21 protein-coding genes are annotated in these 23,651 nt (G+C 33.5%); 18 read left to right on the forward strand and 3 right to left on the reverse strand.

Going from position 1 to position 23,651, the window contains the following annotated elements; all coding sequences use genetic code 11:
- Positions 1-4: 4 nt before the first annotated feature.
- From BN38_RS00785 to BN38_RS00860, 16 genes are all read left to right on the forward strand, one after another.
- Positions 5-739, forward strand: a complete 735-nt coding sequence (locus BN38_RS00785) for a YebC/PmpR family DNA-binding transcriptional regulator (protein WP_044565016.1) — start codon at positions 5-7, stop codon at positions 737-739.
- A complete protein-coding gene (gene lgt, locus BN38_RS00790) occupies positions 739-1,539 on the forward strand; it encodes a prolipoprotein diacylglyceryl transferase (protein ID WP_049944405.1) in 801 nt (266 codons plus the stop codon). The genes BN38_RS00785 and lgt overlap by 1 nt, the downstream gene beginning before the upstream one ends.
- Before the next feature lie 135 nt (positions 1,540-1,674).
- Positions 1,675-2,088, forward strand: coding sequence for a division/cell wall cluster transcriptional repressor MraZ (gene mraZ / locus BN38_RS00795; protein ID WP_044565017.1), 414 nt, complete (start codon positions 1,675-1,677; stop codon positions 2,086-2,088).
- Between the two features lie 2 nt (positions 2,089-2,090).
- Positions 2,091-3,011, forward strand: a complete 921-nt coding sequence (rsmH, locus tag BN38_RS00800; RefSeq protein WP_044565018.1) for a 16S rRNA (cytosine(1402)-N(4))-methyltransferase RsmH — start codon at positions 2,091-2,093, stop codon at positions 3,009-3,011.
- A 2-nt stretch (positions 3,012-3,013) separates the two neighbouring features.
- Entirely contained in the window at positions 3,014-3,415 is a 402-nt protein-coding gene (locus BN38_RS00805) for a hypothetical protein (protein ID WP_044565019.1), read from the forward strand.
- Position 3,416: 1 nt separating this feature from the next.
- Positions 3,417-4,367 carry a phospho-N-acetylmuramoyl-pentapeptide-transferase gene (mraY, locus tag BN38_RS00810; RefSeq protein WP_044565020.1) on the forward strand — a complete coding sequence of 317 codons (951 nt, stop codon included), beginning with the start codon at positions 3,417-3,419 and terminating at the stop codon, positions 4,365-4,367.
- A complete protein-coding gene (murD, locus tag BN38_RS00815; protein ID WP_044565021.1) occupies positions 4,364-5,689 on the forward strand; it encodes a UDP-N-acetylmuramoyl-L-alanine--D-glutamate ligase in 1,326 nt (441 codons plus the stop codon). The genes mraY and murD overlap by 4 nt, the downstream gene beginning before the upstream one ends.
- Positions 5,686-6,780, forward strand: a complete 1,095-nt coding sequence (murG, locus tag BN38_RS00820; RefSeq protein ID WP_044565022.1) for an undecaprenyldiphospho-muramoylpentapeptide beta-N-acetylglucosaminyltransferase — start codon at positions 5,686-5,688, stop codon at positions 6,778-6,780. The genes murD and murG overlap by 4 nt, the downstream gene beginning before the upstream one ends.
- On the forward strand, positions 6,770-7,600 hold the full coding sequence (locus BN38_RS00825) for a cell division protein FtsQ/DivIB (protein ID WP_049944406.1): 831 nt from the start codon (positions 6,770-6,772) through the stop codon (positions 7,598-7,600). Before murG ends, BN38_RS00825 begins: the two co-directional genes overlap by 11 nt.
- A 25-nt stretch (positions 7,601-7,625) precedes the next feature.
- Positions 7,626-8,726 (forward strand): cell division protein FtsZ, encoded by a 1,101-nt coding sequence (gene ftsZ / locus BN38_RS00830; RefSeq protein ID WP_044565023.1) that lies wholly within the window; start codon positions 7,626-7,628, stop codon positions 8,724-8,726.
- A gap of 1 nt (position 8,727) precedes the next feature.
- Positions 8,728-9,177 (forward strand): transcriptional regulator NrdR, encoded by a 450-nt coding sequence (gene nrdR, locus BN38_RS00835; protein ID WP_044565024.1) that lies wholly within the window; start codon positions 8,728-8,730, stop codon positions 9,175-9,177.
- Positions 9,178-9,235: 58 nt separating this feature from the next.
- Complete coding sequence (locus BN38_RS00840) at positions 9,236-10,555, forward strand: replication-associated recombination protein A (RefSeq protein ID WP_044565025.1); 1,320 nt, start codon at positions 9,236-9,238, stop codon at positions 10,553-10,555.
- Complete coding sequence (asnS, locus tag BN38_RS00845) at positions 10,545-11,933, forward strand: asparagine--tRNA ligase (protein WP_044565026.1); 1,389 nt, start codon at positions 10,545-10,547, stop codon at positions 11,931-11,933. Before BN38_RS00840 ends, asnS begins: the two co-directional genes overlap by 11 nt.
- A gap of 7 nt (positions 11,934-11,940) precedes the next feature.
- The gene (leuS, locus tag BN38_RS00850; protein WP_044565027.1) at positions 11,941-14,367 is read left to right on the forward strand and encodes a leucine--tRNA ligase; all 2,427 of its coding nucleotides are present in this window, start codon (positions 11,941-11,943) and stop codon (positions 14,365-14,367) included.
- Positions 14,368-14,723: 356 nt separating this feature from the next.
- Positions 14,724-15,317, forward strand: coding sequence for a TVP38/TMEM64 family protein (locus BN38_RS00855; RefSeq protein ID WP_044565028.1), 594 nt, complete (start codon positions 14,724-14,726; stop codon positions 15,315-15,317).
- A 70-nt stretch (positions 15,318-15,387) separates the two neighbouring features.
- Positions 15,388-15,978, forward strand: a complete 591-nt coding sequence (locus BN38_RS00860; protein ID WP_044565029.1) for a TVP38/TMEM64 family protein — start codon at positions 15,388-15,390, stop codon at positions 15,976-15,978.
- A gap of 33 nt (positions 15,979-16,011) precedes the next feature.
- On the opposite strand, the gene BN38_RS00865 is transcribed toward BN38_RS00860, so the two are convergent.
- The 3 genes from BN38_RS00865 to BN38_RS00875 all read right to left on the reverse strand — a co-directional run bounded on the left by BN38_RS00865 (position 16,012) and on the right by BN38_RS00875 (position 20,361).
- Complete coding sequence (locus BN38_RS00865; RefSeq protein ID WP_044565030.1) at positions 16,012-17,772, reverse strand: ABC transporter ATP-binding protein; 1,761 nt, start codon at positions 17,770-17,772, stop codon at positions 16,012-16,014.
- Complete coding sequence (locus tag BN38_RS00870; RefSeq protein WP_044565031.1) at positions 17,765-19,510, reverse strand: ATP-binding cassette domain-containing protein; 1,746 nt, start codon at positions 19,508-19,510, stop codon at positions 17,765-17,767. Before BN38_RS00870 ends, BN38_RS00865 begins: the two co-directional genes overlap by 8 nt.
- Positions 19,511-19,731: 221 nt before the next feature.
- Positions 19,732-20,361, reverse strand: coding sequence for an alanyl-tRNA editing protein (locus BN38_RS00875; RefSeq protein ID WP_049944407.1), 630 nt, complete (start codon positions 20,359-20,361; stop codon positions 19,732-19,734).
- Between the two features lie 66 nt (positions 20,362-20,427).
- Between BN38_RS00875 and BN38_RS00880 the strand changes: the two genes are divergently transcribed.
- Complete coding sequence (locus BN38_RS00880) at positions 20,428-22,602, forward strand: DNA internalization-related competence protein ComEC/Rec2 (RefSeq protein ID WP_044565032.1); 2,175 nt, start codon at positions 20,428-20,430, stop codon at positions 22,600-22,602.
- The gene (gene holA / locus BN38_RS00885) at positions 22,599-23,612 is read left to right on the forward strand and encodes a DNA polymerase III subunit delta (protein WP_044565033.1); all 1,014 of its coding nucleotides are present in this window, start codon (positions 22,599-22,601) and stop codon (positions 23,610-23,612) included. The genes BN38_RS00880 and holA overlap by 4 nt, the downstream gene beginning before the upstream one ends.
- Positions 23,613-23,651: the final 39 nt, after the last annotated feature.

Here is a 23,651-nt window from a genome sequence, read left to right on the forward strand (position 1 = left end):
ATATATGTCAGGACATAATAAGTGGAGCAAGATTAAAAACAAAAAAGGAAGTGAAGATGCCAAGAGAGGCAAGATTTTTACCAAACACGCTAGGAATATCACTGTAGCAGCTCGTCAAGGAGGAGATAATCCAGATTATAACCCAGCTTTAAAGGCAGCAATTGATAAGGCAAAGGCAGATAATATGCCAAATGATAACATCGACCGTGCCATCAAAAAAGCTACAGGTGAGGGAGCAGGAGATAATTACCAAAGGATAATCTATGAAGGTTATGGTCCAGGAGGAGTAGCTATCATAGTAGATTGTCTTACAGATAATGTTCAAAGAACTGCCCCAGATGTTCGCCATGCCTTTGACAAAAATGGTGGTAATTTGGGAACAGATGGATCAGTTATGTTTATGTTTGATCAAAAGGGAATAATACTTGTTGATGGCAAAGACAAGGACTTCGATAACTTTATGATGGATGCCCTAGAAGCTGGAGCAGATGATGTAAGCGAAGAAGGCGAATTTTTTGAAGCTATCACAAGTGTCGAAGCTTTTAATGATGCTAAAGAAAGTCTAGAAGGATCTGGCTATGAGAGCAAAAGAGCTGAGATAACATATCTTGCTCAAAACTATATTGAAGTTGACGAAAGCCACCACAAGGCTCTAGAAAAATTAATTGATAGCCTAGAAGATAACGATGACGTCCAAGAAGTATACACCAACTGGCAAGAACCAGACGAGGAAGAATAATGACTTTTAATATAGACCCCGTAGCTTTTTCGATTTTTGGTATAAAAATATATTGGTATGCTTTAATCATAGTATTTGGGGTCATACTTGGTACACAATTTGCCAAAAAAGAATTTGTAAGAAGAGATTTTGAAGAAGACTTTATCTACGATATCCTTTTTGTTGTTTTGCCAAGTGGGATAATTGGTGCGAGACTTTGGTATGTAATCTTCATGTGGGATTACTATTCCCAAAATCCTGGACAAATCCTAAACATCAGAGGTGGGGGACTTGCTATTCACGGGGGAATAATATTTGGCACCCTTGCCCTTTACCTATATTCCAAACACAAAGAAGTACCTTTCCTAGATATGACTGATGTTATGACACCATCCCTTGCCCTAGCTCAAGGAATAGGTAGATGGGGAAACTTTGTAAACCAAGAAGCTCACGGTGGACCAACAGATTTGCCTTGGGGAATAATAATTGATGGAGTAAAAGTTCATCCCACTTTCCTCTACGAATCTCTTGGAGATATAATAATATTTTTGATATTAATAAATTGGCGCAAAAACAATCCAGACAAGGGTAAAATTTCAGCCTCATATTTGATAGGCTATGGTATATTGAGATTTTTTGTTGAAGGACTAAGGACAGACTCCCTATACTGGGGACCGCTAAGAACAGCTCAAATCATTTCCCTAGTATTTATATTGTTGGGAGGAGTTTTATTTTTCATATCAAATAAGAAAAATCTCCCACCTTATTTTAAGACCAAAAAACAAGTGGAAAAGAAGCAAAACATCATAAATTTCAAATAATTTTATGAAAATAGGCAAATAAATATAAAATATTAAGAAATCGATCATTTTGGTCGAATTTTTTTGTTTGCTTTATTATGTAATATGGTATAAAATAAATACAAAGTGGATTAAAGTGGTTTATGGTGGTAAGAAATGTTTTTAGGTGAATTTACTCACAAGCTAGACTCAAAAAATAGAATAATGATTCCTAGTGAATTTCGTGATGATTTGACTGAAGAATTTTTTATCACAAAGGGACCAGAGAATTCTTTGGTGATTTATACCAAGGATGAATTTGATAAGCAAAGCGTAAGGCTTGATAATCTCATAAATGAAAACAAAAAAAATAGGGCCATAAAGAGACTATTTTTCTCATCCACAATCAAGACCAGCTTAGACAAACAAGGCAGGGTTTTGCTAAATAAGAATTTAAGAGATTATGCAAATATCGAAAGCGAGGCTATGATTATCGGCAACAACACAACTATTGAACTGTGGGATGTGGACACATGGCAAGCTTATATAAATGAAGTCGAGGTGAATTTATCCGATATTATGGATGAATAATTATGGAATTTGAACATATTTCTGTTTTGGCAGAAGAAACAATAGAAAATTTGAATATAAAGCCCGATGGAATTTATGCTGACCTTACCCTTGGCAAGGGTGGCCATAGCAAGAAAATCTTGGAAAAATTATCTGATAAGGGTAGGCTAATAGCCTTTGACCAAGATAGGGAAGCTATAATGGCTGCTAAGGAAAATCTTAAGGATTTTTCAAACGTAATTTACGTCAATACCAATTTTGAAAATTTTGAATCAACTTTGAAAGATTTGAATATTTCAAAAATAGATGGTGCTTTGATGGATATTGGTGTCAGCTCATATCAAATTGACAATGCTAGCCGTGGATTTTCTTATATGCACGATGGCCCACTTGATATGAGAATGGATGTCGAAAATGAGTTAACAGCAGAGACAATTGTAAATGAGTATTCCAAAGAAGAACTTACTGAGATTTTCTCCAAATATGGCGAGGAAAGATTTTCTAAAACTATAGCTAGAAATATTGTCGATTATAGAAATAAACAGCGAATAGATACGACTTTCAAATTAAGAGATATAGTTAACAAATCAGTAAGAAGCAAGGAAGCTCATCCAGAAAAAAGGGTTTTTCAAGCCCTACGTATTGAAGTTAATAGGGAACTAGAAGTATTGGAAAATACTATAGAAGACGTGGTTGATCATCTAAATGTTGGTGGTAGACTTTGTATCATAACATTTCACTCACTAGAAGATAGGATAGTAAAAAACAAGTTCAAGGACCTGGAAAAGGACTGTACTTGTCCGCCAGGACTTCCAGTATGTGTTTGTGATACTGTTAGGAAAGTAAAGATTATCACCAACAAACCAATTGTTGCAGGTAAGAAAGAATTAAGTGAGAATTCTAGATCAAAAAGCGCTAAGCTTAGAGTATGTCAGAGGGTTTAATTATGAATTATAGCAATACTATAAATCAAACTTCAATTAATACCAATCACAATAGAAAAAGACTAAAAGTTGCTGAAGGTCCTAGATATAGTCAAAAGCATAAGAACAAGATGCTTAGAAAAAGGGATAGAAGGCTAAAAAGTACTTTGATTATTTTGGCATTGGCTGTGATTGTAAGTTTGTCATATTTTAATATAAATAAAAGAAAAGAATTGAAAGCTAAGAGAATTGAGTATAATACTCTTATGAATCAAGTTATAACAAAAGAATTAAAGAGAGATCGTTTAGAAGCAAAACTAGAAAATTCTGTTGATTTAAACAGGATCCAACGCTATGCTATGGAAGAACTTGGTATGGTCTATGCAAAAAATGAGACTCCAATAAATAACATAGAAGGTAATTAATATGACAGATATGTTTAAGATTGCTATAATTAGTATTTTATCTTCTATAGTTTTAGGCTATGCTATACTTCCCATACTAAGAAATATGAAAGTGGGACAAAACATTAGAAAAGAAGGTCCAAAGAGCCACTATCAAAAAGCAGGTACACCTACCATGGGTGGAATAATATTTTTGATAGCAGCACTTTTGATTACTTTAATCTATGTTCCATTTAATCTAAGCTCTGCAATTATAATAATTGCATTTCTTGGCTACGGAGCTATTGGTTTTATAGACGACTATAGAAAACTAGTTTTAAAGCAATCTGAAGGATTAAACCCAAAACAAAAAATAATACTACAATTTGGCCTAGCTATACTTATTACAATATTAGCTTTTATTAACGACAAAGATAGTGTAATGAAAATGACAATACCATTTTCAAACTATCCGCTATCTGTAAGCATCCTAGGTTTTCCAATCTTGATATTTATCATAGTAGGAACAACAAATGCAGTTAACCTGACTGACGGACTAGATGGACTTGCTACAAGCGTATCACTTCCAGTCTTTATCACCTTATTTTTGATAAGTACAAAAGACTCATCAAGAATATTTTCTATTATAATGTTTGGAGTGTTATTAGGATTTTTGTTATTTAACTCAAATCCAGCTTCAGTATTCATGGGTGATACAGGATCTATGGCAATAGGTGGGGCTGTTGTTGCCCTTGCTATCATTGAAAGAATTCCAATCTATTTAGTGATATTTGGTGGAGTTTATGTGATGGAAACTTTATCAGTAATGATTCAAGTATTCTCATATAGGCATAGAAACAAGAAAAGAGTATTTTTGATGACTCCAATCCACCATCACTTTGAGTTAAAAGGATACAAGGAGCCAAAAATTGTAAGTGGCTTTACAATAGTTAGTGTTTTATTATGTTTAATAACTTTGGTGGCAATTTTATGAGAAAAGTTTTAGTGTACGGACTTGGTGTCAGTGGTATATCCACAGTTAAAAGCCTAGCTGAGATGGACTATCAAGTTTATACTTATGATAAAAATAAAATAGAAATTGAACAATTGAAGGGCTATAATTATAGCCCTATTTCTGATTCAAAAATCATGGATATTGACTATGATTTTGTAGTAAAGTCTCCAGGGATCAAACCTAGCGACGATTTATTGGTAAGATTAGCGGAAAAATTTGAAATTATATCAGATATAGAATTATCCTATAGGCTTTTTCCTGATAAGAAGTTTTTATCTATTACTGGAACCAACGGGAAGACTTCTACAACTTCTATGATTAGCCATATCTTAAATGAAAATGGAATTAGGGCCATATCTGTAGGTAATATTGGCGAGGGTATCTTGTGGCAGATGAAAAATAATGATGCTGTTTTTGTTGAAGAGCTTTCATCTTTTCAACTAAAAGACACATCTTCCTACCACCCTCATATAGGAGCTATATTAAATATCAGCCCAGATCATATAGACTGGCATGGATTTTATGAGGATTATATAGATTCTAAGTTTAATATTGCCAAAAACCAAGATAACAATGATTACCTAATCATAAACCATGAGGATGAGATTTTATCTAAAAACAAGGATAAATTTAAGGCAAATATTTATGAGTTTTCAAGCAAGAGAGAGGTAGCCAAGGGCCTATATCTAGAAAATGATAAGATAATTTTTTCTGAAGACGATAAAAAAATAGAAGTCCTAGAAGTCAAAGATTTAAAGATAATAGGTAATCACAATTATGAAAATTTGATGGCAGCTATTCTTGAAACTTACCTATTTGGCCTAGACCTTGAACAAATAGCAAGGGCAAGCAAGACTTTTGTATCTATTGAACACCGCCTAGAATTTGTAGATGAAGTTCGCGGTGTAAAGATATATAATGATTCTAAGGGTACAAATGTCGATAGCTCTATAAAGGCAATCAATAGCTTCACAGATCCTATAATTATTATAGGAGGGGGCTATGACAAGAAGATTGACTATAGTGACTATGTAAAAGCCTTTACAAAAAATGGCAAAGAAATGATTATTCTTGGCGAAACTAAGGAAATGCTAAAAGATTTGTGCCAAAAATATTTTGTTAAATACAAAGTAGTTGATGATATGGACCAGGCTGTAAGATATGCTGTAAGCATAGCTCAAAGTCCTGATATCATCTTGCTATCTCCAGCTAGTGCAAGCTGGGATATGTACGATTCCTACCAAACTAGGGGTCGAGACTTTAAAGAAAAGATTGATAAGTACAAAGGAAATATTAAATGAGAGTAATAATTTCAGGTGGTGGAACTGGTGGACACATATATCCAGCCATAGCCATCGCCCAAAAATTACAAGCTAATATTGAAAACTGTGAGATTCTTTATGTTGGGATCAAAGGTGGTCCAGAAGAAGCAATAGCAAAAAAATATGGCTATGAATTTAGGCCAATTGATGGCATGGGTCTACCTAGAAAGATTAACAAAAGATTTTTCAAATCCCTATCCAAAAATATGAAGGGTTTTAAGGCGGCAAGACATATTGTAAAGGAATATAAACCAGATATAGCAATTGGTACTGGTGGCTATGTTTGTGGACCTATCATATATAAGGCTGCTAAGGCTAAGGTTCCTACTATAATTCACGAATCAAACTCGTATCCAGGAGTCACATCTAAATTCCTATCAAAAAGAGTAGACTACCTATGTATATCTTATCCACAAGCCAAGAGACACTTAAAATACAAGGATAATATTGTCGTTACAGGTAATCCTGTAAGGACAAACTTCAAAGAAACTTTTACTGATGAGGACTTGGCAAAACTTGGCATCAAGAAAGATAGGCCAGTAGTATTTTCCTTTGGTGGATCAAACGGTTCATACGCCCTAAATAAGGCAGTAATAGAACTTTCAAAGATTTTAAAGGATGAATTTTACCTACTTCATCAAACAGGTAGACGTAACTATGATAAATTTATGGAAGAAGTCACTGAGAATCCTTATATCAAGGCATTTTCCTATATTGACAATATAGATTTATTCTATGCTGTAAGCGACTTGGTAATAGCATCAAGTGGGGCAATGAGTCTTGCTGAAATATCAGCAGTAAAAAAACCTTCTATTTTGATACCTAAAGCTTACACTACAGAAAATCACCAACAATATAATGCACAAACTTATGTTGATAATGGAGCAGCCCTTATGATCCTAGAAAAAAATCTTGATGGCAAACTTTTATATGATGATATTCTTTCTATAATAAACGATAAAGAAAAGCTAGAAGCTATGGGCAAGGCTGCAGGCTTACTTGCAGATGAGGATGCTAGTGATAAGATTCTAGACTTAGTATTGGAATTAGTTGGTAAAGATGCAAAATAATAACGATGATAGATATTTAAAAAAAGATGGAAAAACCATAAAGAAAACTTACGTGGCCAAGAAAAATAACCGTAACTTTGAAAAAGAGAAAAAGTTATTTTCTAAGCCCTTTGTATTTGTTCTTATATTATTATTTCTATTAACTGTTCTCTACAGCTTATATATCCACCCTTTTATGCAAATATCTGATATATACATAAGCGGCAACAAAAATATAAGTGATGAACAAATTATAAGTCAAATGTCAAATCCTATCGGAGAAAACATATTGATTTATAATGTAGCAGACAGCAAAGAAAGGATTAATGCTATTGACTCTGTCGATGGCGTAGAAATCAAGAAAGTTTTTCCAAATCTTTTATCCATAGAAGTAGATGAAAGTTATCCACTCTTTTATCAAGAAGAAAAAGATAAGACTTACTATATAGATAACAAAGCTAAGATTACAGAAAATAGCCCAGAAAACAATGAAGGACTTATCAAAATCAGAGGGGCAAAGCTTAGAAACATCACAGGTGAAAACTTTACTAGCTCAGAAGCTTCACTTAATTTTATTAAGGCAATACAGGAATTTTCCTACATTGACAAGGTAAAAGAAATAGATTTGGAAAATAAGGCCGAAATTGGTATAATGTTAAATGATATAGATGTAAAATTCGGTGATTTGAACAATATTAGTGATAAGTTAAAATTACTAGATAAAATCCTAAATGATATCGACCAAAAGGGCGTGCTTGCTGTTCAAATAGACCTAGATAATGGCAAGAATCCTAGAGTAAAAGTGGACGATCAATCATTTAGTGAAGATCTAAATTATTAAAAAATTAGAGATGACGGGGGAAACTATGGCAAACATTAATATGGAAATGGACAATAGCGCATTAGCTAAGATAAAGGTCATCGGTGTAGGTGGCGGTGGAAACAACGCTATCAGCCGAATGAGAGACAATGGACTATCAGGTGTAGAATTTGTTGCAGTAAATACAGACTTACAAACTCTACAAGAATCAAATGCAGACATTCGCCTACAAATTGGTGAAAAACTAACTCGTGGACTTGGCGCTGGTGCTAATCCAGAAGTTGGAGAAAAAGCTGCCGAAGAAAGCAAAAATGATATCACAGAATCCCTAAAGGGAGCCGATATGGTATTTATCACTGCTGGAATGGGCGGCGGTACTGGTACAGGTGCTGCTCCAATTGTTGCAAATGTTGCAAAAGATTTGGGAATATTAACTGTAGGTGTTGTTACAAAACCATTCACATTTGAAGGTAGAAAAAGACAATCCCAAGCAGAAGCAGGTGTAGAAAGACTTAAAGAAAATGTTGATACACTTATTACAATTCCAAATGATAGACTTCTTCAAATAGTAGAAAAAAGAACATCAATGGTAGATGCATTTAAACTTGCTGACCAAGTTTTGATGGATGCAGTTTCAGGTATTTCAGAACTAATTGCAGTTCCAAACGTAATCAACTTAGACTTTGCTGACGTTGAATCTATCATGAGCGATCAAGGTATAGCTCATATGGGTATTGGTCGTGCAAATGGCGAAAATAGAGCAGTTGATGCTGCAAAAGCTGCTATCAATTCTCCACTTCTTGAAACATCTATCGAAGGTGCAAAGGCAGTTCTACTAAATGTTACAGCTGCTGAAGTTGGTTTGATGGAAGCAAACGAAGCTGCAGAATTAATTCGCGATAATATTGATTCTGATGCAAATATCATCTTTGGTGTAGGTAGTGATGAATCACTTGGTGAAGACATCAAGATTACTGTTATTGCTACAGGTTTTGACAACCAAGCTAAACGTCGTGATGACCTTAACCCACACAGAAGTCAAAGAAGCGATTATGAATCAGCTCCAAGAAATCAAAGATCAAACCAAGAAACAAAGGCTAAGAAAAATCCATTTGACGATATAGATTTACCAGACTTCTTAAAGTAATATGAAATGCCCTTATTGTCATTCAAATAATACAAGAGTTCTTGATTCAAGAGCCACCGAAGATGACACAGCTATCAGACGTAGAAGGCTTTGCGAAGATTGCGACAAAAGATTTTCAACCTATGAGAGGTATGAAGATAATACCGTTATGGTTATTAAAAAAGATGAAACAAGAGAGTCTTTTAACCCATCTAAGATTATATCAGGGGTAGTGAAAAGCTGCCAAAAAAGACCTGTTTCCATGGATCAGATAGAAGAAGTTGCCAAAAATGTTGAAGTAAAGATTAACCATACAGGCAAAAAAGAAGTTACTTCAACCTATATTGGTGAACTTGTCATGGATGAACTAAAAGATCTTGATCCAGTTGCATATGTACGCTTTGCCTCAGTTTACAGAGAATTTAAAGATGTCGATTCATTTTATGATGAAATACTTAATTTTAAAGATTAAAGATGCTAGTGAAAAGCTTAGGCTATAAGCTAGCTTCTTTTTTTATAGGAAGGCTTTTATGGATTTATTTGAATTAAATAGGCAATATGAATTAGAAAAATCTGCTCCTCTGGCCGATAGGCTTAGACCAAAGACTTTGGATGAATATATTGGCCAAGAACATTTGGTAGGCGAGGGAATGATAATAAATCGTATGATAAAGGCAGATAGGATTTATTCTATGATTTTTTATGGACCACCAGGTGTTGGCAAGACTACGCTTGCCAAAATTATTTCCCAATCTACAAATATGGCCTTTGAAGAACTTTCCGCTGTATCTAGTGGGATTTCTGATGTAAAAAACAAGATTCAAATAGCTAAGGACAATCTAAGCTATGAGAACAAGAAGACCATTTTATTTATAGACGAGATTCACAGGTTTAACAAGTCCCAGCAAGATTATCTCTTGCCCTTTGTAGAAAATTCCACCATAATACTTATTGGAGCAACTACTGAAAATCCATATTTTGAGGTAAATAAGGCCCTCATATCAAGAATGTATGTTTTTGAATTAAAGAGTCTTACAGATGATAATTTGAATAAGTTAATAGATCAGGCTATAAGTACAGATACAATTTTCGCCAATAAGAACATTGAAATAAATGAAGAAGCTAGAAAAACTCTTATAAAATATTCAAATGGAGATAGTAGAGCCTTATTAAATGGACTTGAGATTGCAATATTTTCAGAAAATGAGAAAGATGGTAAAATTATTATAGACAAAGATACTATCGAACACTCTATCCAAAAAAAGATTGCGATTTATGATAAAAAGGGAGATAGACACTACGATACAATATCTGCCTTTATCAAGTCTATGAGGGGATCAGATATAGATGCAAGTCTATTTTACCTGGCAAAGATGCTTGAATCTGGTGAGGATATCAAATTTATAGCAAGGAGAATGATTATATTTGCAGCAGAAGATATTTCAAATGCAGATCCAAATGCCCTTATCCTCGCCACATCAACTTTTGATGCTATAAACACAGTTGGTATGCCAGAAGCAAGAATAATTCTTGCCCAAACGGTAACCTACCTTGCAGCAGCCCCTAAGAGCAACTCGACTTATAAGGCCATAGCAAAAGCTATAGATTTTGTGAAAAATAACTCTGACAGGGAGGTTCCAAATAAGCTAAAGGATTCCCACTATCCAGGAAGCAAGAATTTGATCCATGATTCCTATCTCTATCCCCACGATTTTGGTGGATATGTAGACCAGGATTACTTGCCAGATGAATTTGTCGGGGAGATATTTTACAATCCGATTTTTGTTGGATATGAAAAGAATATGATAGAAAGATTAAATAAAAGGAAAGAAGGAAACAATGAAGATTAGAGAAATTATAAATGATATAGATAAATATGTCGATACTGATGTAGTTGTCTCAGGTTGGATTAGAAACTCAAGATTTGGTAAAAATGTTGGTTTTATAGAACTAAATGATGGTTCTACTTTCAAGAACTTACAAATAGTAGTAGGAACTGATAAGGAAAATTATGACCAACTTTCCCACCAATTTTTATCTACAAGTATAAAGGTAGAAGGAAAGCTTGTTGCTACAGGCAATAATAAGACTCCTTATGAAATCCAAGCTGATAATATCGAAGTTTTGGGCGAATCTTCAGACAAGTTTCCAATCCAAAAACAGAGACAAACACTTGAATTTATGAGAACTATTCCTCACCTTAGACCAAGAACAAATACCTTTAGAGCTGTATTTAAGGTAAGAAGTTCGCTCGCTTATGCCCTACATAAATTCTTCCAAGAAAGAGGATTTTTGTATGTGAACCCACCAATTGTAACAGGTTCTGATGCAGAGGGTGCTGGAGAAATGTTCAACATCACAACAATCAACCCAAAAGAAGTCCCACTAAAAGAAGATGGAAGCGTTGATTATGGCAAAGACTTCTTTGGTAAAAAATCTTATCTAACTGTATCTGGCCAACTAGAGGCAGAAGACTATGCTCTAGCTTTTGGTGATGTCTACACCTTTGGTCCAACCTTTAGGGCTGAAGAATCAAACACACCAAGACACGCTGCAGAATTCTGGATGCTAGAACCAGAATTGGCCTTTGCTGATTACAATGTGGCAATGGATGTAGCTGAAGATATGATCAAATATATAATAGACTATGTTCTTGAAAACAACAAAGATGAAATGGAATTTTTCAACAGATTCATAGATGAGGGTCTATTTGAAAGATTAGAAAAAGTTAGAAATGCAGAATTTGCAAGAATAACATATACAGATGCCATAGAAAAGCTAAAGGCTAGCGGACAAAAATTCGAATTCCCAGTTGAATGGGGTATGGATTTACAAACTGAACACGAAAGATACCTATCAGAAGTTATAGTAGATGGACCAGTATTTGTAACAGACTATCCAAAAGATATCAAGGCATTTTACATGAAGAGAAATGCTGATGGCAAGACAGTAGCAGCTTTTGATATGCTTGTTCCTGGAGTTGGAGAACTAATAGGTGGTTCTCAAAGGGAAGAAAATATGGACGAACTATTAAAATCATTTGAAGATAATGGTCTAAAAGAAGAAGACTATCAAAACTACCTTGACCTTAGAAGATTTGGTACAGTAGTTCACTCAGGATTTGGTCTAGGATTTGAACGTGCTGTAATGTATGTAACAGGTATGAAAAATATCCGTGACGTAATCCCTTACCCAAGATATGTAAATGCTTTTGCAGATAGAAACTAGGTGAAAAATGACAGAAAACAAATTTGTTGAATATAATCCCAATGCCATAGAAAAAAAGTGGCAAAAAATTTGGGATGAAGATAATACTTTCCATAGTGAAATAGATAATGATAAGAAAAAATACTACGCCTTGGTAGAATTTCCTTATCCATCTGGCCAAGGTCTACACGTTGGCCACCCAAGGCCATACACTGCCCTTGACGTGGTAGCTAGAAAAAGAAGACTTGAAGACTACAATGTCCTATATCCAATGGGTTTCGATGCTTTTGGCCTACCAACAGAAAACTATGCTATAAAAAACAAAATCCACCCAGCAAAGGTTACTGAAGATAATATCAAAAACTTCAAAAACCAATTAAAATCAATTGGATTTTCATTTGACTGGGATAGAGAAGTAAATACAACAGATCCAGACTATTACAAGTGGACTCAATGGATTTTCATTCAACTATATAAGCACGGTTTAGCTTATAAAAAGGAAATGAGCGTAAACTGGTGCCCATCTTGCCAAGTAGGCCTTGCCAACGAAGAAGTAGTTGATGGCAAGTGCGAAAGATGTGGAACTGAAGTTGTCCACAAGATGAAAAATCAATGGATGCTAAAAATTACAGAATACGCCGATAGGTTGATTGATGACCTAGACGAAGTTGACTACGAAGATAGGATCAAGGCTCAACAAATCAACTGGATTGGTAGATCTAGGGGTGCAAATGTAGACTTTAACATAAAAGACACAGACCATAAGCTTACAGTGTATACAACCCGACCTGACACAATCTTTGGTGTAACCTACATGGTAATTTCACCAGAACACCCAATACTCGACCAGTACAAGGATAAGATTAATAACTTTGATGAAGTTTCTGCTTACCAAGAAGAGGCACGCAAAAAATCAGATTTCGAAAGAGCTGAGCTTAACAAAGACAAGACTGGGGTAATGCTTGATGGAATATCAGCTATAAATCCTCTATCTGGCAAGGAAATTCCTATCTGGGTATCTGACTATGTACTTATGACCTATGGTACAGGTGCTATCATGGCTGTTCCTGCTCACGATAGCAGAGACTATGAGTTTGCAAAGACCTTTGATATGCCAATAGTGCCGGTGTATGAAACTGAGGCTGAGACTGAATTACCACTAACAGACATCAACCAAGATGTTTCAATTAACTCAGAATTCTTAAATGGTCTTAATGCTACAGATGCCAAGCAAAGAGCAATAAAATATATAGAAGAAAAGAGCTTGGGAAAAGCTACTACAAACTTTAAGCTACGTGACTGGGTATTCTCCCGTCAAAGATATTGGGGAGAGCCAATTCCTATGGTATATTGCGAAGAACACGGTTGGGTACCAGTTGATGAAGCTGACCTTCCAGTAAAACTTCCAGAAGTAGAATCCTACGAACCAACAGCTACTGGAGAATCTCCACTATCAGAGATAGAGGAATTTGTTAATACAACTTGCCCAATTTGTGGAAAAGCTGCAAAAAGAGAAACAGACACTATGCCACAATGGGCAGGATCTTCATGGTATTACTTAAGATATATGGATCCACATAATACTGATGCTCTTGCAAGCAAAGAAGCTTTGGATTACTATAGCCCAGTTGATTGGTACAATGGGGGAATGGAACATACAACTCTTCACTTATTGTATTCAAGATTCTGGCACAAATTCCTATATGATCTAGGTATAGTCCCAACAAAAGAACCATATATGAAGAGAACCAGCCACGGTATGATTCTTGGTGAAGACCACCAAAAAATGAGTAAATCTCGTGGCAATGTAGTAAATCCTGATGATATTATCCGTGATTATGGAGCAGATACACTTAGAACCTATGAGATGTTCATAGGAGACTTCTCATCAACAGCAATATGGTCTGATGAGGGAGTTCGTGGTTGTAGAAAATATCTTGAACGTGTCTATAATATGATTGACTTAGTAGAAGATGGAGAAGAATATTCAAAAGACCTGGAAGTATCAATCCACCAAACTATCAAAAAGGTCACAGAAGATTATGAAAATCTTAAGTTTAATACAGCAATTGCTAGCCTAATGTCCCTATCAAACGATATGAGAGCAGCAGGCAAAATCACAAAGGCTGATTTTAAAACCTATATTACTTTACTAAACCCAGTTGCCCCACACCTAACAGAAGAATTGTGGGAAATGGCAGGATTTGAAGGAAAGCTAAACCAAACATCTTGGCCAACTTACGATGAGAAGAAACTAGTCAAAGATGAATTTGAAATGCCTGTTCAAATAAACGGCAAAGTACGTGGCAAAGTGATAATGCCAATAGATGCTGACAAAGATGACGCCATAGAAGCTGCCAAAAACGATAGCAATATAGCAAATCACATAGCAGATAAGGAAATTAGAAAAATAATATATGTACCAGGCAAGATTTTAAATATTGTCGTGGGATAGAGAAGACTAGGATGTAATGTCCTAGTTTTTTCATTTTAAGGTAATGATAATAAGGGTATAAATAGTAGAGAGAATAAGAAAAATATTATTTTTTATGAGATGTAAATAAAACTTCAATAACAAGCGCTTGGTCCTTCAAGACTTGTTATTTTTTAATATTTAAAATTAAAAATATTTACAAGTGTTACCTACTTATTAATATTAATGATTTTAACTTTATAAATTTAATACTTTACTTAAATTATTCACTAAGTTAATATCTAGTTTTTTACATAAGACATATTGTAATTGTTATAGAAAGGTGTATCATAATATATAGTACACTTTATATTATTTTTATATTTTAAGAAGGCATTATGATTGATTTTATAAAAAAGAATAAGTTTTCAATAATATCAGCAGGGATTTTTACACTACTCTGCGTATTAGCTTATTTAGGATACAAAAATGGGACCTTTGATTCCTTGGAAAGTTTTAGAGATTATGTCCTATCATATGGACCTTGGGCATTTTTGATATTTTTTCTTGCAAATATCATGCAAGTTGTGGTGCCAGGAGTCCCAGGGGGCATTATCTTAGCCTTTGGTGTTGTTACTTTTGGACCCCTTAAAGGATTTATCTACAACTACATATCCATATGTATAGGTTCTATAATAAATTTTCTTATATCAAAATCCTTTGGCCAAGATTTGATTGTAAAAATATTTGGTGAAGAGCAGTTTGATAAATATAAAGATAAAATAAAGGAAGACTCCTACGAAAAGTTTTTTGCTTGGGCTATACTTTTACCTGTAGCTCCTGATGATTTTCTATGCTATATAACTGGACTAAGCAACATGACCTTTAAAAAATACGCAAAGATTATATTTCTTTGCAAGGGGCCATCTATATTTTTATATTCCATGGCTTGGTACTATGGTTTGGATTTTATAATGACCAAACTTGGATAAAATTATTTGACTGATCTTATAAAAGAGTGTATTATTGTATTATACTAATAATACAGATTAAGAAGGTTTTATGAAAGAATTTATCAAGAAAAACATCTACAATATAATAGCGGTCCTAGTTTTGGTTATTCTTACAATTCTAGGCTATATTGGCTACAAAAAAGGTTTATTCAACTCAGTAGATACTTTTAGAGACTTTATCCTATCTTTTGGAGTATGGGCAAATATCATATTTATGCTAGTTCAAGTCATCCAAATTGTCGTGCCGATTATACCTGGAGGCCTTACTACAGTTTTTGGTGTAGTAATATTTGGAGCTTTTTGGGGATTTATTTATAATTACATATCTATTTGTGCTGGATCTTTGTTAGTCTTCTTCATATCAAGGACCTTTGGCAAGTCTGTCATTCTAAATTTCTTTGGAGAGGAAACTTTTGATAAGTATAAGCACAAGATTAAGGATAAGACTTATGAAAAATTTTTTGCCTGGGCTATACTATTGCCAGTGGCACCAGATGATTTTCTCTGCTATCTAACTGGCCTATCCGACATGAGTTTTAAGAAATACGCCACAATAATTCTTTTGTGCAAGCCACCTTCAATATTCTTATATTCCATGGGTTGGGCCATGGGACTAGAATGGTTAGTAAACAAATTTTAAAAGCGATTAGATTAAATCTAACCGCTTCTTTTTTTATGCATAGAGTTCAGCTTGGGTGGTGAACATCTCTTTATATAATTTATTTTCTTTTAGAAGGTCTTCATGAGTTCCTTCTTCATCGATCCTGCCGTGGTTACAAACGAGTATTCTATCAGCATATTTGGTAGAAGATAGCCTGTGAGATATGAATAGGGAAGTTTGGTCCTTGGTTATGGCAAGCATATTTTCAAATATTTCTTGCTCACTACGAGGGTCTAGGGCACTGGTTGGCTCATCCATTATAATAAATTTGCCCTTATGGTGCATAGAACGGGCTAGGGCAAGCTTTTGTCCAAGACCTCCAGAAGGTTGAACTCCCTCTTTATCAAACAAGGTCGTAATATAATTCGCCTTTCCCTTTGGCAATGAATCTATCCATTTTTCTATATTTAGTAATTTAAAAGATTTTCCCATATCCGTATATGAAGCATCGTCAATATCATCTGCCTTTAGACTAGCGACATTTTCATCAATCCTAAAAGGAAAGAGTCTAAAGTCTTGGAAGGTAGGCGATAGGATTTGGTAGTAGTACTTGGTATCTATATCGGCAATATTTATTCCATTTAATAAAATCTCCCCACTAGTAGGCTTATAGAACTTGCAAAGGAGTTTAACAATAGTAGACTTGCCAGCACCGTTTCTGCCTACAAGGGCCACAGTCTCACCAGGATTTATTACAAAGGAACAGTTTTCTAAAATGTAATCTTCACTTGTTGGGTATTTGAAGTATACATGCTTAAATTCAATAGCTACTTTATTTAAGTCGACCTTATCGATTTTTCCATCCTTATTCCAACTATCGTCTAAATCTAAAAACTCATATAAAGAATTTAAAGCAACATTAAGTCCGGCTAGGTCAGCGTAGTATTCCTGGAAGACTCTCAAGGCTTCGATGAGTCTATTGAGGCAGTTAAAGTATAGGGTAAAATTTGCAATAGTAATTGTTCTTTCTATTACTTTTATAACTATATAAATAAATGATCCCACAACTCCCAAATTGTTTATGACATTCATAGCCCCATTCATGGCGCCGTTTTTGCTGTAGTACTTGTGATTTGTCAAAAACATCTGATTCATGTGGTATTTTGCCTTTTCAAGAATCATATCTTCAGCATTAAATATTTTTATGTCTTTGGAGTATTTATAATCCCTAGAAAAATCATAATAGTACTTGTAAACTCTGTTATCTTTAGCTGAGTTTTCCTGATATTTCTTTTCATTTTCCTTAATTATTTTTGTAAAAGGTTTGTTTAAAAAATTAAGGGCTATTATAAATATTGGTATGAGAGGGTTTAAGCTTAAAAGTATGAAGATTGAAACAATACCTGTAGCTACAGCTCCTGTGGCAAAATATAGAAACTCCAAGAGGGCATAGGTCATACCAACACCATACAAAGCTTGTTCTACTTTTTCCTGGGTTGATTTTGAATCAGTAAGCTCTATTGGTAGGGATAAGACTTTTTCATTTACTGCAAAAGCTAATTCATCATTAAATACTTGCAAGGTCCTCTGGTAGAAGCTTCTTGAATAAGCACTTATCAATTCATTAGCTAAGTTTAAAATCAAAGCTAAAAGCACAAATCCAAACATGATTTCAAAACGTCTCAAACCATTGTATTCATCTATTATAAGTTTTGGTGCAATTATATTAAATATGGGAAGCAGGCCCAAAAGCACGCTTATAAAAATTACTTTTTTTACGAAGCCCTTATGCTTACTTTCAATAATCTTAAAAAGTCTGATGTAATTACGCATGGGCTTCCTCCTTGTAATTTTTGGCTTGGATTTCAAATAATTCCTTGTACTCTCCATTAGCTTTTAGCAATTCTTCGTGAGTCCCTTCTTCGATGATTTCACCGTTTTTTAGGAAAACCACCTTATCACAAAACTTGGTGGAAGCTAGCCTGTGGGAGATAAATATACTAGATTTATCCCTTGTCATTTCATTGTAAAGCTCATATAGATCTCTTTCTGCTATGGCGTCTAGTTGAGCTGTTGGCTCATCTAAGATTAAAATTTTGGCAGATTTTTTGTTGATGGCACGAGCCAAAAATAATCTTTGTTTTTGACCGCCAGATAGGTCGATTCCCTTATCATCTAAGGTTCTTAAGAGTATCTGTTCATCTTTTTTATCATATTTAGCGATAATGTCATCTAGACCTGTTTTTTCATAGACATCAGTTAAATCACAATCATTAGAATTCATTGCCACATTTTCCTTAATAGAATAGGGCAAGAGTAGAGTGTCTTGGAAAATTGCCGATACTAGGTCTTTTTTGTCTATGCCATAGGAATTAATATCCTTGCCATTTAATAAAATTTCACCACTTGTTGGTTCTAGTAGTCCTGCAAGTATTAGTGCAAGAGTAGTTTTACCTGCACCATTTTCGCCTACTAGGGCAATAGACTTATTGTTAGATAAATCTAGATTGATATTTTTAAGGACGTATTTGTCAGATGATGGATATTTAAATGATAGATTCTTAATTTCAATATTTACACTATCGAAATCCATTTTTTTATAAGATTTTGTTGGGAAATCTAGTATCTTGAAGTAATACTTGAAAAACTTAAGATCTCTTACTAAAAATGCAGCTTGGTTGCAAAACTGATCTATCATTATCATAAAGGCAAATACAGATGTAAACAAGACAAAAAAACGTGAAATATTAATTTCGCCATTAGATAGACTTAAAATCATCCAGTAAAAGATAGGTAAGTCACGTATCAGAGAAATAATTCTTGATTTGATAAAAATTTTATATGTCTTTTTATCTGCAGCATACATCTCGCTAAATCGTATATCAGTCAAAGAAAAATAATATTTCTTGAATACTTTTTTCATATCGTACATCAATATATCTAGTTTTGATATAGGATTTTGCAGTTCATAATTTAGCTGGTGAACTTCTTCCCAGGTATGATCAATTTTCTCCCAAAAGTCTTCGTAAATAAAAGTAATTTTATACATAATTCTGCCAATAATAATAGTTAAAACGATAAGATATGAAACTAAATACCAAGGCATGGCTGTAAATATCCATAGATAAGCTATTAAAGATATGATTAGACCAAAGCCTGTTGGCATATTTAGGACGATATTGCCAAAACCATCAAAGGGATATTCGACTGCTCTTATGGCATCTGCTATAAGTTCTTTTTGCTTTTTGTCCTGCTGGTCGGCATAGGATAAATTGAGGCTGTATTCTATGATATTTCTATTAAGCTGGTAGCGAAGATTGTTCATTCTCATCCTATAATTACCAGTCAAAAATGAATTTAAAAACTTCATAAGTGAAGTAGCTACAAATAGAAATATAAAAAATGGAATGAAAAATTCTATCCCCTTATCTCTATTATCAATTACATAAGCTGGTGCTAGGATCCAGATAAAGGGCAATAGTCCATTAATTATTGCATTTATTACAATAATCACATACATAAATGGGTCCTTGGACCACATTTCTTTGAAAATAAATTTTAATTCTTTCATAAGTGCGGTAAATCCGCTTCCTCCTTGATTTTTTATTATAGTCAAAGCAAGGAGTTATATATGTACTTACTTTGACTAATTTTTAGAAACTCCGATTTTCTTATTTAGATTAATGTTCATTATTCTTCTCCTTTCTTTAAATTTATTTAATTATAACAAATTAAAGCGTTAATGTAAATATATATATATAAAATACGACAAAAAAAAGATGGCTCTTGCCATCAATCATGGATCAAATCATCCCCTGCAATAAATTCTATGTCTAAGTCATTTCCTATATTTTGGCAAGTGATAATCTTAAATCCTCTAACTTTACTAGTGTTATCATAGCATATATCGTTATTAATTATTTCTCCAAAAGGATAAATACTTGTGATTCCGCTATTATTTTCAATTTGCACTGCTTTTGAAATAAGGAAATTAATTTGATCTTCCATAAGATTTTCATCAAGCACATCATAAAAATCATTTATCCTTACAATAAACTTATCGTCTAGAAGTAGAAGCTTTATATCTTTTGCCAAATAAAAAGATTGGAAAACTAGTTTAAATATGATAAAAGCTGTATTATATGTAAGATTTCTCATCCTATTTGCCTTATCCAAATGTAGGATTACGGCAGATTTTTGGAACTTGCCTTTGACAGTGTGAATTATATTGTCTCTTTTTTCTTCGATAGATAAGATTTCAAGCCCGGATATATTTCCCCTATCTTTTATGAAATGGTCACTTGAAGGCATAAAAATAGTGCGGTCGAGTATCACTTGTGTATTGTCACCGTTAGATCTTCTAGATACTATATTTGCCTTTATATCGGTTATTTCTGGATAATTTAGGTATAATTTTTGCATTACTTACCTTCCTTTAGTCTAAAACTATAGATTGTACTTATGATATAATATACCCGAGGTTAGCCTATGAGAAAGAAAATTTTTTATTGCTTGCTGTGGGTGATGGCAGGCATAGGATTATTCATAAATTTTGAGAGCTTGGCTTTTATAAAAGTAATGATTATTTGTGGGATTTTTGCTGGGATTTTATGCCTATTTGACAAGAAATATATTATAATTCCCTTGGGAATTTTGCTAGGATTTTCCCTTAGCTTTTTTAATTTTAAGACTTACAAGCTAAAAGATTATAAAGAAATAGAGGCACAAATTACCATCTTAGAAAAGAGAAAGACGGCTGATAATTTTAGGTATTTTGTAAGGGCCAAGGCTAGTGGTATAGATGAAAAGTCAGTCTTATTTTCTGAAGAAGACTTGGATATTGGAGAGGTTCTCCTAGTTGATGCCGATATTTCTATACCAGATAAAAACACCAATCCCAATCTTTTTTCTTATAGGCATTATCTGATTTCAAAAAGTATAGGAAGTCAGCTAGAGATAAAGAAAGTTTATCAGTCTTCTAATAGCAAGAGCCTTTTCCTAAAGGCAAGGAATAAGTTTTATAAATATATACACTCAATTTTTGAGGGGAACTTATCAAAAACTGCATCAGACTTTATAATTTCCGTTATCCTAGGGGAGAATCTAATAGAAAATAACGACATTAAAGATTTGGGTCTTGTACATATACTTGCTGTTTCGGGTCTTCACATAGATTTACTTTTGGGATTTATCTTGTTTATTTTTGGGAAATTTAATTACAAGTACGGCTATGGCATAGCCCTAGGTCTATGTCTTTTTTATGGTTATTTGATAGGATTTCCTTTTTCTGTAATTAGGGTTTTGATAATAAATTTAATTGGTTTTCTAGCATTTCTATTTGCTATGCCAGAAGATAAGATAAAATCATTACTAATAGCAGCTATGCTAATCCTATTAGCAAATCCATTTGCTCTACTAAATTCAGGCTTTGTTTTGTCATTTGTGGCGACAAGTGCAGTTTATTTAATCTACCCAAAAATAAAAAGAAGATTTACAAAGAATTCAATAACAGAAAATTTCGCCTTTACAGGATCAATTCAATTAGGACTTTTGCCATTTACTATATTTTACTATGGGAAGATAAATCTATTATCTATACTTGCAAACTTTTTGGTAGTGCCAATATTTACCATAGCTATGTATCTAGCCTTTGGACTAGTAGTTTTCTACCCAGTATTTAGCTTTATATTAAGTCCGTTTTTTAAGGTCTTGGACTTTTTATTAGTTACTATCATAAATATTGTTAAGTTTTTAAATAGCTTTAGGCTCTTTAATATCAAATTTGCTCATCCAAGTATTTTTGTAGCCATATATTTATTTACCTTAATATTGGTCATATTTTATTTGAAAAGAACTAATAAAAAATTGGTCAGGATTTTTTATGGCTTAAATCTCCTTGTGGTTTTAGCAAGCCTTTCTTATGATTATTTAAATCCAGAAGTTAGTTTTACTATGATTGACATAGGTCAAGGAGATGCATTTTTGCTAAGTGATAGGGGAGAATACTATTTATTTGATGTAGGTGGGCCAAAGTATGATAATTATGATTCAGGAGAGAGGATACTTATTCCTTACCTAAATTCCTTGGGAATAAGAAATATTAAGGCTGTATTTATCTCCCACGAAGATGGTGACCATGCGGGAAACATAGATGGAATAGTAAATAATTTCAATGTGGAAAATATCCTTACTTCCAAATTAAATACGAATTCTCTAGTAACTTACAATCCTAAAATTATAAAAAAAGATGACAGAATAAATATTCCTCATGGGTCTATTACTTGTGTCTTTGATGGAGTAGAAGGCGAAGAAAACGCTGAATCTGTTGGCTATATTATAGATATTAAGGGTATTAAAATCCTCACTTTAGGAGATTTACCAAGTGAATATGAAGATAGTCTTGATATAACGGCAGATGTATTAAAAGTTTCCCACCACGGGTCAAGAACTTCTACTTCAAGGGATTTTGTAGAAAAAGTAGATCCACAAATTGCCCTTATATCCGCAGGTAGAAACAACAAATATGGTCACCCGACAAGGGAAGTTATAGAAAATTTGGATGGTGTTAAGATATATAATAGTCAAAATAATGGTATGGTAAAGATAAATTTCAAAAAACAAGTTAGTGTAGAAAGCTATGTAAAAGGTGGTTATTTTAGATGAATTACAAAGAATTTATGGAAAATTTGATAGAAGATAAGGCAAAAGGAATCTACTTATTTGATTCTAAGGAAGATTATCTAAATACAACCATAATCGATCTTGCAAAGGAAAAAGTCTCCTTTGCTGACTTTAACCTAGTAGAACTAAAGGGAAATGTTGATGTTGAGGCAATGAAAAATGCCTATGAGACATATCCAGTTATGGAAGATAGGAAATATATCATATGGAAAGATATAGATTTATCCAAAAATTCCCTCAAAGAATACGAAGACTTGCTTACAAATTTGACGGGTGATATAAAAAACTTCCCAGAATACACGACATTTCTTATCTTTTCTGATTCTAGTCCCTTTAAGGGGAAATTTTACAAGGAAGTCAAAAAGCATGGCAATATTGTAAATATTGATAGGTTAAATAAAAGTGAGCTTGAAACTTTTATAGGAAAGAGATTTGTCAAAGCTGGTAAGAAAATTAAGAAATCAATGCTTGCAGAGATTGTCCAAAGATTTTCCTACCTAGATAGGGACAGTGACCTTGATTTATTTGATATAGTAAATACAGTCGATAAAATCATAGCAAGTTCTGAAGATGAGATTGTAAAAGAAAAAGATGTCTACGACCAATTAGATCAGATTTTAAATATTAATATATTTAACTTAACTGATGCTATATCAAAAAAAGATTTGAAACTAGCTTCTACCACTTATCTAAATATGGTAAAAAGGGATGAAGATTTGTTTATGATCTTTCATATGATTATTAGGCAGTTTAGAAATATTATTGGAATAAAGACTTTGCTTTCTAATAACAAAAATGACGCTTATATTATGAAAAATATAGGCATAAGTCCATATGAACTTAGGAAGGTTAAGGGATTTATAAATAATTTCACCTATGAAGAGCTTTTTGACATCCACTCTAGGCTTTTTGATATGGAAGTTCGTCAAAAATCTACAGATTTTGATATGAAAATAGAATTATTACTTCTTATACAGAAGATTTGCAAATAAAAAATGAGTAATTATCAGTAGTCATATGTGAGGATCCAT

This window comes from Anaerococcus provencensis, from assembly GCF_000312365.2.
Classification (GTDB): domain Bacteria; phylum Bacillota; class Clostridia; order Tissierellales; family Peptoniphilaceae; genus Anaerococcus; species Anaerococcus provencensis.

What these genes read in the sequence shown, in the direction of transcription:
- BN38_RS00855 (WP_044565028.1), top strand. Translation starts at nt 14,724, where the DNA reads ATGATTGATTTTATAAAAAAGAATAAGTTTTCAATAATATCAGCAGGG.
- murD (WP_044565021.1), top strand. Translation starts at nt 4,364, where the DNA reads ATGAGAAAAGTTTTAGTGTACGGACTTGGTGTCAGTGGTATATCCACA.
- nrdR (WP_044565024.1), top strand. Translation starts at nt 8,728, where the DNA reads ATGAAATGCCCTTATTGTCATTCAAATAATACAAGAGTTCTTGATTCA.
- BN38_RS00880 (WP_044565032.1), top strand. Translation starts at nt 20,428, where the DNA reads ATGAGAAAGAAAATTTTTTATTGCTTGCTGTGGGTGATGGCAGGCATA.
- BN38_RS00865 (WP_044565030.1), bottom strand. Translation starts at nt 17,772, where the DNA reads ATGCGTAATTACATCAGACTTTTTAAGATTATTGAAAGTAAGCATAAG.
- leuS (WP_044565027.1), top strand. Translation starts at nt 11,941, where the DNA reads ATGACAGAAAACAAATTTGTTGAATATAATCCCAATGCCATAGAAAAA.
- BN38_RS00875 (WP_049944407.1), bottom strand. Translation starts at nt 20,361, where the DNA reads ATGCAAAAATTATACCTAAATTATCCAGAAATAACCGATATAAAGGCA.
- ftsZ (WP_044565023.1), top strand. Translation starts at nt 7,626, where the DNA reads ATGGCAAACATTAATATGGAAATGGACAATAGCGCATTAGCTAAGATA.
- rsmH (WP_044565018.1), top strand. Translation starts at nt 2,091, where the DNA reads ATGGAATTTGAACATATTTCTGTTTTGGCAGAAGAAACAATAGAAAAT.
- BN38_RS00785 (WP_044565016.1), top strand. Translation starts at nt 5, where the DNA reads ATGTCAGGACATAATAAGTGGAGCAAGATTAAAAACAAAAAAGGAAGT.
- BN38_RS00840 (WP_044565025.1), top strand. Translation starts at nt 9,236, where the DNA reads ATGGATTTATTTGAATTAAATAGGCAATATGAATTAGAAAAATCTGCT.
- asnS (WP_044565026.1), top strand. Translation starts at nt 10,545, where the DNA reads ATGAAGATTAGAGAAATTATAAATGATATAGATAAATATGTCGATACT.
- BN38_RS00825 (WP_049944406.1), top strand. Translation starts at nt 6,770, where the DNA reads ATGCAAAATAATAACGATGATAGATATTTAAAAAAAGATGGAAAAACC.
- mraY (WP_044565020.1), top strand. Translation starts at nt 3,417, where the DNA reads ATGACAGATATGTTTAAGATTGCTATAATTAGTATTTTATCTTCTATA.
- BN38_RS00805 (WP_044565019.1), top strand. Translation starts at nt 3,014, where the DNA reads ATGAATTATAGCAATACTATAAATCAAACTTCAATTAATACCAATCAC.
- BN38_RS00860 (WP_044565029.1), top strand. Translation starts at nt 15,388, where the DNA reads ATGAAAGAATTTATCAAGAAAAACATCTACAATATAATAGCGGTCCTA.
- murG (WP_044565022.1), top strand. Translation starts at nt 5,686, where the DNA reads ATGAGAGTAATAATTTCAGGTGGTGGAACTGGTGGACACATATATCCA.
- mraZ (WP_044565017.1), top strand. Translation starts at nt 1,675, where the DNA reads ATGTTTTTAGGTGAATTTACTCACAAGCTAGACTCAAAAAATAGAATA.
- holA (WP_044565033.1), top strand. Translation starts at nt 22,599, where the DNA reads ATGAATTACAAAGAATTTATGGAAAATTTGATAGAAGATAAGGCAAAA.
- lgt (WP_049944405.1), top strand. Translation starts at nt 739, where the DNA reads ATGACTTTTAATATAGACCCCGTAGCTTTTTCGATTTTTGGTATAAAA.
- BN38_RS00870 (WP_044565031.1), bottom strand. Translation starts at nt 19,510, where the DNA reads ATGAAAGAATTAAAATTTATTTTCAAAGAAATGTGGTCCAAGGACCCA.